Below are 11,077 nucleotides of genomic sequence, written 5' to 3' on the forward strand. Positions count from 1 at the left end.
CCCCACGACCAAAGGGCAAAATTCCAAGTGAGTAGACTTTTTACGATCTGCCGAGCACACCAAAAAATAGCCACCTCTGTGACCTGCGGTTTTACAAAGGAAGATGCGTTTTGTGCTCGGCCTGCGCCAAAAAGTCTACTCACTTAGCCCGAATCGAAGCCAAACAGATCCAAATAGATGACAAATTAAGCCAATCCGCAGTAAAAGACGCGTGAACCAGTGCTTCTCGCGGCGGACTGACACTACAAAGCGGCCAAAATGTCGTTCAGATTATCGATAACGGCATCGGCTCGCGATTGATCGAGGTTGACGCCCTCATGCGGACGCAGCGCCAGGACGCGGGCGCCGGAGCGCTCGCCAGCCTCGATCCCCAAAGGCGAATCCTCGATAACCAGGCACTCGGCAGGCTCCACCCCCAGCGCCTCCATGGCACGCAGATAGATCTCGGGGTCGGGCTTAAACGCGCTGCACTCGTGACCGCTGATGGTGTAATCCAGCACGTCGGCGATACCGGCAATCTCCACCAGCTCGTCGATCAGCTCGCGATAGGACGAGCTCGCGATGGCACACTTCACACCGCGCTCGTGCAGCTCACGCATCACCGGCTCCGTCTGCTCGTTGAGCAGCTCGGCATACGGAACGGGGTGAGCGGGGCTGTAGACCTGCTTGTACTCCACGCGCAGACGCTCGCGCAGCTCAATATCGTCGGGAACCAGCGCCTCCCAAATGGCAGGCTCGTTAGACCCCGAAAGATCAGGGATCTCGTCAAAGTGGAACCCCTTCTCTTCCATAAACGCCACGCGGCGGCGGTTGTAGAACCACTCGGTATCGACCAGCACGCCGTCCATGTCGAACAGCACTGCCTTGATCATACGCATCTCCTCCCACCTGCCAAAAAGGGACAGGTTTATTTTGGTAGGTTTTATCTGGGGTTTTGTGACGCGACAGACACGCCCTCCCCAAAGCAAAAAGGGGACGGGGCGCAAACCCCATCCCCTCTCAATCAACCCGTAAGGTCTACTTACTTGTGATTAGTAGGAAAGCTTCCACATGTAGCGACGCATGGTCAGCGGGTGCTGACGGGCCTCGGCGATCTGGTTGCCGTACTCACGCATAACGGCAAGGTGCAGCAGCGGGTTGAAGTAGGTGACGACGCTCGCGGGCACGACGTCAGCCAGGCCGTAGTCCTTGGAGTCGATCAGAGCGACCTTGGCGCCCATGCGCTTAAGGAAGGTGAGGGCGCGGGCGTCCATCGGACGGGTGGCGCCATCGGACATGAAGAAGACGTAGGGCTTACCCTCGGTGGAAACCTCGAACGGGCCGTGGAAGTACTCGCCGGTGTTGTAGGCGGCGGCGTCGATCCACTGCATCTCGGTGAACAGGAAGGCGGCGTGAGAATAAGCCATCTTCTCGGAGGCACCGGAAGCCATGAAGTAGATCATCTTGTCGTCCTTGAAGTCCTCGGCGAACTTCTTGGCGAGCTTCTTGCAGTGCTGAGCGGCGTTCTCGCAGAGATCAAAGATGTTGGTGAGGCCGGTGATCATGTCCTCGTAGTGGTCATAGCCCTCGGTCTGCTGAAGGATCTCGAGAGCAAGAGCGATGGCATAGCCGGGCTTCTCGCACTTGGCAGCGTAGTTGGCGTGGAAGCCGTGAACGATGACGTGGTCGGCGTCGACGGTCAGAGCGGAGCCAGCCTTGTTGGTGAGGGAGACGACCGGGCAGTTGTGCTTCTTGGCGGTCTTGTTGGCCTCGACGGTCTCGGGCGTGGAGCCACCGAGGGAGCAGGTGATCACGAAGGTGTGCTCGTTGACCCAGGAAGGCGTGTCGTAGTTGAACTCGTTAGCGGTGAAGATCTGAACGTTCAGCTTGTCCGTGTTGTTGGCCAGGAAGTACTTGGCGGGGTAAAGGTCGGACATGGAAGCGCCGCAGCCGACGAAGGCGACGCTGTGAATCTCGTGGTTGGACAGGACGTCAGCGACGATCTGCTTAGGGAGGTTAAGGTCGATCTCGTACATCTGACACATTCCTTTCGATTTTTGCGGCGCCACTTTGCCGGACGCACGCAGGGTTACCGTAATTTGGACCGAATCGCCGGCCCGTTGAGGATGCGACAAAGGAACTGTCCCTTTGACACATTTAGGGATGGAAGCCTGCCTGGGGTATGGGATGCCAGGCAGGCCCCCGGGGAAAGCGGTTAGACGCTTGGTCGCGACTAGGCCAGGATGCCGGCCGCGGAGAGGGCGATGCCGCCCACGATGGCGATCACGAGAAGCCAACCGGTGTTGACGTTCTTCTTGATGAGCCAGTACATAAGGCCAGTGAGGCCAAGGGAAATCATCTGGGGCATCATGCCGTCCAGGATGTCCTGGATCACGACGGTGCCCTCAGCGAACTGCAGCGGGGTGGTGGCGCCGATCAGCGTAGCGATCATGCCGCCCACGGACATAAGACCCACGATGCCGCAGACATACATGAGCTTCTCCATGAGGTCGCCGCCCTGAAGCTTGCTCAGGTACTCGTGGCCGCCCTGATAGCCCATCTTGGCTGCGAACCAAGTGATCAGCACAGAGGGGACGATGGAGATGAGCATAGCCAGGATCGGGCCCATGATGGAGCCCTGCTGAGCCAGCTGAACGCCCAGGCCAAAGGCGATAACGCGGATGGTGCCCTGGAAGAAGGAGTCACCGATGCCGGAAAGCGGACCCATGAGGGAGGTCTTGACCGCGTTGATCGAATCGGGATCGAAGTTCTCGGGATCCTTGGCGTACTCCTCCTCCATGGAGGCGGAGAGGCCCAAGATGAAAGCGCTCGTCTGCGGGGTGCAGTTGTAGAACGCCATGTGACGGTGGTAAGCCTCTTTCTTAGCAGCGAGCTGCTTGGGGTCGGACTCATCCGGATAGAGGCGATCGAGCGTGGGAACCATGCCGTAGAGGAAGCCCATGTTCATCTGACGCTCGTAGTTCCAAGAGGCCTGGATGGCCCAGGAGCGCCAGAAGAACTGGCTGACCTTCTTGTTCAGGGACACGTCCTTGGTTGCGGTTGCCATAGTGTGTTCCTCCTTAGTCTTCGTCGTCTTCGAGCGGATCGTAGTCGGAATCGACACCGGCGGCTGCATGGGAACCGTTGAACTTGAAGCCCATGAAGACGACAGCCAGGCACACACCGATCAGAGCGACCGCGATGACGGACAGGTTGAGGTAAGCGGCGAGCAGGAAACCGATGAACAGGAACGGAGTCATACCCTTCTTGATCATCATGGTGAGCAGCAGGGCCAAGCCGTAGGCGGTCATGATCTTGGTCGAAACGTTAAGACCAGTGGACAGCCACTCGGGAACCATGTTGACGATGGCCTGAACCAGGTCGGTGCCAACAAAGACGGCGAGGAAGATCGGCAGGAAGTACATGATGGCGTACAGACCGGAGCCGGCGCAGATGTGCATACGGTAGGCGGTCTTAAACTTTCCGTTATCGATCGCGCTATCTGCCACATGGGTGAGGGCGGCGATGATGGAGCGGAACACGATGCCGAGGAGCTGACCCAGGACGGCGACCGGGATGGCGATCGTCATGGCGGTCTCGGCGGAAGCATCGGTCAGGCACGCAAAGGCAGCGGCCACGATGCCGCCCAGGACCATATCGGGCGGAACGGCGGCGCCGACCTGCACCAGGCCCATGGACACGAGCTCGACGGCGGCACCGACGGCAAGGCCGGTGGGCACATCGCCCAGCAGCAAACCGACGAGCGTAGCGCCAACGAGGGGCTGCTCGAAGTTAAGACGACCGAGCAGGCGGGAGTCCCACATGCAGAACACGCCGACGAGGCCGACGAGCACCGCACTGATGAACGTATTCATACCCTTCTCCTTTCAGTCAGGCAAAAGCCTGGTTGATTACAGCTTGGCGTCGATGTCGACGCTCTGATACGTAGGGGTCTGCTGAACATAGAGCTTGATTCCCATGTCGAGCAGCTGGTTGACGTCGGCCTTCTGGGTGGCGTCGAGGAAGACGGAGCTGTCCTTGCCTCCGACCTGATCGGCACCGTCGTGGTTGGCGGTGGCGCCCAGGTTGATGGCGTCGAGCTTGTAGCCCTGGCAGAACTGCAGCATCTCGGCGGTGTTGCCAAAGACGAACATGACGCGCTCGCCGAGGGTGTTGAGCTTGTCCATCTTGGCGAGGGCACGCTCGACGGTGAAGACGTTCAGACGCACGCCCTGGGGCTTGGCCAGCTTAAGAGCGCCCTTCTTGATGTCATCGTTGGCGGCGGCGTTGTCGACGACGATGATGCGCTCGGCCTGAACCTTGGTGGTCCAGGTAAAGACGACCTGGCCGTGCAGCAGACGATAGTCAAGACGTGCGAGGACGATCTTGGCGGGACCGGAGCTGTGACGGGGCGCCTTAGCCTTCTTGGCGGGAGCCGCGGCAGCCTCGACCGGAGCATTGGGGTTGGTCAGACCGGTACGGGCCTCGTTGATGAGGGCCGCGAGCTCGGTGCCCTTGACGGGGACGGGGCTCATAGCGAGCGTGAGTGCCAGCGGGATGTTGAAACCGCTGACAACCGTGAACTTCGTGCCGTTCTTGGAAAGCTCGACCATGTTGTTGTTGACCGAGCTGCCGAGCATATCGGTCAGCACATAGACGGTGTCGTCCGCGTTGAACGTGGCGATCATAGCCTCAACCTTATTGGTGATGGGCTCCTTGTCGTCACGAGCAAGCGACACGACGTGGACGTTCGACACGTCGCCGAGAACCATCTCGAGCGTGTCTTTGGCGCCTGCGGCCAGGCCGCCATGAGATGCGAGAATGATCTGATTCATCTTGCCTCCTCCTTTTCGTTATGGTCATTATAACGTCTTATACGTTGCTTATATTGCTAATTAGTATAAAGACCGTTCGCGGGTGAAAATCGACCGTTGACGGGTTTAACGTACTTGAAACGTTGGGGCTGGATAGGCCGGCGCTGGCTGGATAACCCCAGGCCAGACGCCGTGCACAATCCTCTATCGCACGAAGTACCAGGGGCTTTCCTGCACGGTGGGCTCCAGCGCGATGCCAGTGCGTTCCTTAAACAGATCCATGTCCTGAGATTTTTCGGTCCACCACGCGTTGGGCTTAAAGGTCATGCTCTCAATGACATGACCGACAAACACGCTGTTGCGCAGCTTGGAGAAGTCGGTGTTCATGATCAGGATGGACGCGAGCACCAGCACGATGCCCAGGACCTTGATCGCGCCGGCGGGCTCGGCGTAGACACCAATGCCCAGCAGTACGGTGACGACCGTCTCGAATGACATTACGACGGGAACTTTCGACGTCTCGAGCCCCATGGACAGACCCTGCATATATAAGACATAGGCCACGGCTGTGGGGATGAGTCCAAAACCAAAGAACAGCAGCAGCAGCTGTGGCGACATTGCCGCGGCGACATCTGGCCACGGAGCCGCGATAGCCGCCATAACCGCACCGCCAAAAACAAGGCCCCAAAACGTGACAGCCAGCGGGTGGACCGTCTTGGTTGCTATCCGGCTAAACACCGCGAGCGACGCGCCACAAAAGCCCGCGATCACGCCCGACGTGACGCCCCAAACCGAAAAATGAAAACCGGAAAGGTCGCCATTGGTCACTGCAAGTACGCAGCCACCGATATTAAAAGCGATGGCAACGAGCTTGTTGGGAGTCACATCCTCGCGATAAAGCACGCGGCCGAGCATGACGCCAAACACCGGCGAGGTGTAGAGCAGCACCGAGGCCGTGGACATGCCCACCTCGCCCATGCACTCGTAATAAAGCGTGTTAGCGGTGGCGAGGCCGATAATGCCAAGAAGCGCACAGGGAACAAGCTCTTTAGGACTTGCCTTGAACAGTGCCAGGGGACCCGATGCTTTTCCCTCACGAGCACCTCCCTGGCAACCCATGAACGCCAAGACCGGAGCCATTAAGACGGCACCCGACAACAGGCGAAAGGCAGCCATACTCTGGGACGAAACGCCCATGGCCGAGATGCCGTTTACAAAGATTCCGATGCTGCCCCACATAAGCGCGGCGATCAGCACCAGCACATAGCCCAGATTGCTTTTCTTCAACGCAGCCTCCTCGGTATTGTTTCCAATATGTTTCACACTACGTTATAGTCGTTATATACATTTTTCAAGACACAAATCGGCGAGCGGAAAATCTGCTCGCCCACACACTCATTGGGTAGTCATTGGGGACGTGAAACGAAAGGGCGCTGACCTTCTGGTCGCGCCCTTGAAGTTGAACGTCAGATTGTCCAAATACGGCCCGCGCAGCGTCGAGCCGTTACGGCGTTTGGTAAAACGCCGTAACTAATACTCAAGCTTCCACATGTAGCGGCGCGTCATGTAGTCCTTGTGGGTGACGGCAGAGAGTGCACGCATGTACACGTTGTTGAGGATCGGGGCAAAGATCAGGTGGTTGAAGTACTCGCTCACGCTGTCCTTGATGTCGTTGAGGCCGAGCTCCTTGGCGTCGAGCTGATAGACGCGCTCGCCACCGTACTGGTTGACGAAGCGGATGCCGCGCTCGTCGTTGCAGCGGCTGCGGCCGACGCTGATGAGCTGGAACAGCGAGGTGCGCTTGTCCAGGATCTCGAAGGGGCCGTGGAAGAAGTCGCAGGTGTTGATGGTGCAGGAGTCGATCTGTAGCATCTCCTGCACGTTGCAGATGCTAAAGACGTAGGCGGCACCAAAGAGCGGACCCTGAGCCATCACGTTGATGCAGGGCCTGTCGGCGTTCTGCTCGGCCCACTTGGCAGCGAGCGGACGGGTGTACTCGACGGCTTTGCGGTAGATGGGATCGATCAGGTCGAAGGCGGCCATGGCGGTCTCGTACTCGGCATAGCCCTCGGTCTGCTGCGTGAGCTCCATGGCGATCATGGTCACGACGGCGGAGTTGGTACGGCCCATGCAGGACTCGTCGACGGCCAGGCTGTCGTACTGGATCTTGTAGTCGCAGACCTCGGTGAGGCCGGACTCGTCAACATAGATGGCGATGGTGCTGGCGCCGTGGTCCTTGGCGACCTGGGCGGCTACGATGGTCTCCTTGGTGCCGCGCATGGACACGACGACGGCCAGAGTGTTCTCGTTGACATAGGCAGGGGTTGCGTGCACGAACTCGTTGCTGGTGTAGCTGGAGCTTACGACCTGCGTGGCCTCGTGCTCCATAAAGTACTGGGCAGGATAGTTACCGCCGTTGGATCCGCCGGCGCCAATCCACACGACGCGCTTGATGCCGCCCTTGTCAGCCTTGTCAGCCAAAACTTGGGAGACGACGTCCTTAACCTGTTCCTGAGTAGTCATCGCGCATCAGCCTTTCTTCTCGTTTGATGCTCTTGATGGCATACAAGTTACATACATGTTTTGGTTATGTCGACTAGTTGTATGCTATATTTGACTTAGAAATTTTGCTGGTAAGGTTTTCGACAATCAATTATCAGCGGTTTTGTTGTCATGTTGGATACATGCTTGATTCGATAAGCATACAAGTTAGATACAGGTTGATCGAATGAGCACTTCGTCAAAAAAGAACCTGACCCAATACGAGCGTCTGGCGGGCACGCTGCGCGATCGCATCGCCGCCGGCATCTACGCACGCGGAGACAAGCTGCCGTCCGAAATGGAGCTCATGAACGAATCGGGACTATCGCGCAGCACCGTGCGCCACGCGCTTAAAGTGTTAGTTGACGAGGGCCTGGTTCGCACCGAGCGTGGGCGCGGTGCCTTTGTGGCCGACACGCCGGCGCTGCACGAGAACAACCTGGTGTTTTCGAGTTATACCAAGCAGATCGAAGGCCAGGGCTTGAAGCCTACCACACGCACGGTGGACTCGGGTTTTGCCAAAGCAACGGGCAGCATTGCCAAGTTCTTCGACGCTACCGTGGGCAGCAAGCTCGTCAAGCTCGTCCGCCTGCGTTATCTGGACGATATGCCACTATGCCTGGAGACCACCTATCTGCCGCCGAGCTTTGAAGCGCTCATAGACCGCAACATGGACGGTTCGCTCTATGCCACGTTGCGTCAGGAGTTCCATCGCGCGCCGGCTCAGGGACACAAGACCTTTGAGGTGTGCTATGCGTCGCAAAACGAGGCGTTTTTACTCAACGTAGCACGCGGGCAGGCGCTAATCCTGATCACCGACTACGTCTACGACACCGACGGCCGTCCGCTCCACGTCTCCAAGCGCATCCAGCGCACCGACCGCGCCAAATACGCCGAGCCCATCGGCTAACCTGCCAAAAAGGGACAGGTTTATTTTGGCAGGTTTTATCTGGGGTTTCGCTACATCCGCAGGTCAATCGCCTTGGTCATACACACCCAAAACAAAAGCCGCCGTGAAGGTATCCGTATCCTTCGTGGCGGCTTGCACGTTTGCCCAGATAAAACCTGCCAAAATAAACCTGTCCCTAAATGGTAGGTTTGGGGAGGTCGGGAAACCAGGTTGGCTTGGGTTGGTTGAGCGTGCGCTCGGCTAGGACCAGCTCCATCCAGCACATGTCGTACCAGCGGCCGAACTTTTGGGCGCAGCGGTCAAAGGCGCCCACCAGGCGATATCCCATATGGGCATGGAAATCCTGACTGTTGTGCGTCAGGTACTCGTCGTCCTTGTCGTGCGGCACGGCGATGAGGGCGCACATGTTGGTGATGCCCATCGCGATCAGGCATTGCTTGAGCGCGTCATGCAGCTTGCGGCCCAGCCCGCCGTGGCGCACATCACGCGCCAGGTAGATCGACGTCTCGACCGACCAGTCGTATGCCTCGCGGCTGTTAAGCGGACTCACATAGGCATAGCCTACCGGACGCCCGTCCAACTCCATCACCAAATACGGATAGCGCTTGAGCGTACGCTCGATGCGCCCGGCGAACTCCTCAACACTCGGCACCTCGTATTCGCAGGTAATCGCCGTCTGGCGCACATACGGCTCATAGATGGCAAGCAACGCGGGCGCGTCTTCGGGCGTCGCCAGGCGAATCGTCGGCTCGGACATCTCGGTCATACAGCCCTTCTTCCCCAAAAGCAAAGGCCGCCCCACGCCAAACCCAGGCGCAAGGCGGCCCCTCGTCATCACGTCAACCTACAGGACGGCGGCCAGCGCGTCGATATCCTCCTGCGTCGTGGCCCAGCTGGTGCAAAAACGCACCACCGTGTGGGTATCGTCGTACTTTTCCCAGTACTCGATCGTCGCATGCTCGCGAATGCGGGCCATGTCCTCGTTGGGCAGAATCACGAACTGCTGGTTGGTCGGCGTCTCCAAGAAGAACTGGTAGCCGCGCTCGTGCAGCACGCGACGCAGCGCCTGAGCGGTCTCAATCGCCTGGCGACCAATCTCAAAATACAGGCCATCGGTAAAAAGGGCCTCGAACTGCACACCCGTCAGGCGGCCCTTGGCAAGCAGTGCGCCATGCTGCTTAATACGCGGAATGGGATGCGCCGGGGCGTGCATGCCGCAGAACACCACAGCCTCGCCGCAGAGCGCGCCGCACTTGGTGCCGCCGATGTAGAACACGTCGCACAGCTGCGCCAGCTCGGGCAGGGTAATGTCGCATTCATCGGCCGCCAGCGCATAGGCCAGGCGAGCACCGTCCACAAACAGCGGAATCTCGCGCTTCTGGCACACCGCGTGAATCGCCGCGAGCTCGGCCTTGGAGTACAGCGTGCCGCACTCGGTCGATAGGCTCACGTACACGGCGCCCGGGAACACCGTGTGCTCGTAGCTCTCGTTTTCGTAGAACACCTGGATATAGTTCTCGAGGTCCTCGGCATGCATCTTGCCCTCGTAGCCGGGGATGGTGAGCACCTTGTGACCGCCAAACTCGATGGCGCCCGCCTCGTGGCAGGCGACGTGGCCGGTCTCGGCGGCAACGACGCCCTCGTACGGCGCGAGCAGCATGTCGATCACCGTGGCGTTAGCCTGCGTGCCGCCCACCAGGAAAAACACGTCGGCGTCAGGCGCCTGACAGGCCTCGCGAATAAGTTGCTTGGCGCGCTCGGTATGCGCATCGGTACCGTAGCCGGGCTGCGGCTCCATATTGGTATCGACGAGCGCCTGCAGCACCGCCGGGTGCGCGCCGTGGGAATAATCGTTGTTGAACGCGAGCATGGCAATCCTCTCTTACCGGGTATCGGCCAGATGATTCAAACGGGGCTATTGTACGCCGTTGGGGTAGGCAATGCGCGCGGCAAGGCACTCAAGCGCCAGCACCAGGGCAAAGCCGCAGCTCACGTCGCTCAAAAAGTGCGCTCCGATCACGATGCGGCCAAACGCGACGAGCGCCGCAACCACAGCCGCCGTCCAAAAGACCACACGACGGCGCGACGGCTTTTCCTTAAAGGCTACCGCGGGAAGCCCGGCGAGCATGAGGCCGATCGCCGCGTGCGCCGTGTGTCCGCTCGCAAACGACTTAAAGCCGTCCTTGACTACACCGGCGGCAATATAGGCCCACTTGTCGGGGTTGCCGATCACCCACCACGGCTGAAACTCGAGCCCCTGCGTCACCTCAATTACACGCATACGCGGGCGCGACCACAGCGGTTTGACAATCACGTTGAGAATAATGGCCTGAGCGACCCACACGGCAAGCACCATCAACGCCCAGCGTGTGAGCTCGTCGGGCTCGGTCGTGCGCGTGAGGCGATAGACGATAAGGTTGGCGACGATGACCAGCACAAACGTCAGCACCAACTGAGCCGCGATGAGTTTGCCGCCAACCCTCAGGGACGAAACGATCTCGTAGCCGGTCAGGCCAACGTTGACGAGGATGCCGAGCACGGCAAGCCACTTGCTCGTCTTGGAATCGGGGCGTGCCGAGCGCACGAGCATAACGCCCGCAACGCTCGCCGTCAGCTCAAACGGCAGCTCGCCGGCGGCCTCGATAAAGCGGCCGTACATGCTGCCGATGTTGAACAGCGCGCTCGAGATCTGATAATCGAAGAAACTGCCCACGCCCAGGCAAAGGGCAAGGACAACCGCGATGATGGCGACATCTTTCTTATAGATGTATCCGAACATGCTTTCCTTTCGATGGAGCCAGATTGCCCAAATGGAGCGTTTGCAGCGTCGACC

11 protein-coding genes are annotated in these 11,077 nt (G+C 59.1%); 1 reads left to right on the top strand and 10 read right to left on the bottom strand.

Annotation, left to right across the window (positions count from 1 at the left end):
- Positions 1-242: 242 nt before the first annotated feature.
- From ARB25_RS01190 to ARB25_RS01220, 7 genes are all read right to left on the bottom strand, one after another.
- Complete coding sequence (locus tag ARB25_RS01190) at positions 243-872, bottom strand: HAD family hydrolase (protein ID WP_055285260.1); 630 nt, start codon at positions 870-872, stop codon at positions 243-245.
- A gap of 159 nt (positions 873-1,031) precedes the next feature.
- Complete coding sequence (locus tag ARB25_RS01195; protein ID WP_055285261.1) at positions 1,032-2,015, bottom strand: SIS domain-containing protein; 984 nt, start codon at positions 2,013-2,015, stop codon at positions 1,032-1,034.
- 197 nt (positions 2,016-2,212) lie between these two features.
- Positions 2,213-3,046 (bottom strand): PTS system mannose/fructose/sorbose family transporter subunit IID, encoded by an 834-nt coding sequence (locus tag ARB25_RS01200; protein WP_035136780.1) that lies wholly within the window; start codon positions 3,044-3,046, stop codon positions 2,213-2,215.
- A gap of 13 nt (positions 3,047-3,059) precedes the next feature.
- A complete protein-coding gene (locus ARB25_RS01205; RefSeq protein ID WP_022095161.1) occupies positions 3,060-3,854 on the bottom strand; it encodes a PTS mannose/fructose/sorbose/N-acetylgalactosamine transporter subunit IIC in 795 nt (264 codons plus the stop codon).
- A 36-nt stretch (positions 3,855-3,890) separates the two neighbouring features.
- The gene (locus tag ARB25_RS09710) at positions 3,891-4,814 is read right to left on the bottom strand and encodes a PTS sugar transporter subunit IIAB (RefSeq protein ID WP_055285262.1); all 924 of its coding nucleotides are present in this window, start codon (positions 4,812-4,814) and stop codon (positions 3,891-3,893) included.
- A gap of 183 nt (positions 4,815-4,997) precedes the next feature.
- Positions 4,998-6,080 (bottom strand): DMT family transporter, encoded by a 1,083-nt coding sequence (locus ARB25_RS01215; RefSeq protein WP_055285263.1) that lies wholly within the window; start codon positions 6,078-6,080, stop codon positions 4,998-5,000.
- Positions 6,081-6,323: 243 nt separating this feature from the next.
- A complete protein-coding gene (locus ARB25_RS01220) occupies positions 6,324-7,316 on the bottom strand; it encodes an SIS domain-containing protein (protein WP_055285264.1) in 993 nt (330 codons plus the stop codon).
- 205 nt (positions 7,317-7,521) lie between these two features.
- Here ARB25_RS01220 and ARB25_RS01225 point away from each other — a divergent pair, with 205 nt between their 5' ends.
- Entirely contained in the window at positions 7,522-8,244 is a 723-nt protein-coding gene (locus ARB25_RS01225) for a GntR family transcriptional regulator (protein ID WP_055285265.1), read from the top strand.
- 175 nt (positions 8,245-8,419) lie between these two features.
- On the opposite strand, the gene ARB25_RS01230 is transcribed toward ARB25_RS01225, so the two are convergent.
- The 3 genes from ARB25_RS01230 to ARB25_RS01240 all read right to left on the bottom strand — a co-directional run bounded on the left by ARB25_RS01230 (position 8,420) and on the right by ARB25_RS01240 (position 11,023).
- Positions 8,420-9,010 carry a GNAT family N-acetyltransferase gene (locus ARB25_RS01230; protein ID WP_055285266.1) on the bottom strand — a complete coding sequence of 197 codons (591 nt, stop codon included), beginning with the start codon at positions 9,008-9,010 and terminating at the stop codon, positions 8,420-8,422.
- Between the two features lie 78 nt (positions 9,011-9,088).
- The gene (locus ARB25_RS01235; protein WP_055285267.1) at positions 9,089-10,114 is read right to left on the bottom strand and encodes a threonine aldolase family protein; all 1,026 of its coding nucleotides are present in this window, start codon (positions 10,112-10,114) and stop codon (positions 9,089-9,091) included.
- A gap of 45 nt (positions 10,115-10,159) precedes the next feature.
- Entirely contained in the window at positions 10,160-11,023 is an 864-nt protein-coding gene (locus tag ARB25_RS01240) for a phosphatase PAP2 family protein (RefSeq protein ID WP_055285268.1), read from the bottom strand.
- Positions 11,024-11,077 lie beyond the last annotated feature (54 nt).

It is taken from the genome of Collinsella aerofaciens (assembly GCF_001405375.1).
Taxonomy (GTDB): domain Bacteria; phylum Actinomycetota; class Coriobacteriia; order Coriobacteriales; family Coriobacteriaceae; genus Collinsella; species Collinsella aerofaciens_F.

Bases quoted from the DNA above. Each gene is read 5' to 3' on its own strand.
- ARB25_RS01190 (WP_055285260.1), bottom strand. From the start codon at position 872: ATGATCAAGGCAGTGCTGTTCGACATGGACGGCGTGCTGGTCGATACC.
- ARB25_RS01195 (WP_055285261.1), bottom strand. From the start codon at position 2,015: ATGTACGAGATCGACCTTAACCTCCCTAAGCAGATCGTCGCTGACGTC.
- ARB25_RS01200 (WP_035136780.1), bottom strand. From the start codon at position 3,046: ATGGCAACCGCAACCAAGGACGTGTCCCTGAACAAGAAGGTCAGCCAG.
- ARB25_RS01205 (WP_022095161.1), bottom strand. From the start codon at position 3,854: ATGAATACGTTCATCAGTGCGGTGCTCGTCGGCCTCGTCGGCGTGTTC.
- ARB25_RS09710 (WP_055285262.1), bottom strand. From the start codon at position 4,814: ATGAATCAGATCATTCTCGCATCTCATGGCGGCCTGGCCGCAGGCGCC.
- ARB25_RS01220 (WP_055285264.1), bottom strand. From the start codon at position 7,316: ATGACTACTCAGGAACAGGTTAAGGACGTCGTCTCCCAAGTTTTGGCT.
- ARB25_RS01225 (WP_055285265.1), top strand. From the start codon at position 7,522: ATGAGCACTTCGTCAAAAAAGAACCTGACCCAATACGAGCGTCTGGCG.
- ARB25_RS01230 (WP_055285266.1), bottom strand. From the start codon at position 9,010: ATGACCGAGATGTCCGAGCCGACGATTCGCCTGGCGACGCCCGAAGAC.
- ARB25_RS01235 (WP_055285267.1), bottom strand. From the start codon at position 10,114: ATGCTCGCGTTCAACAACGATTATTCCCACGGCGCGCACCCGGCGGTG.
- ARB25_RS01240 (WP_055285268.1), bottom strand. From the start codon at position 11,023: ATGTTCGGATACATCTATAAGAAAGATGTCGCCATCATCGCGGTTGTC.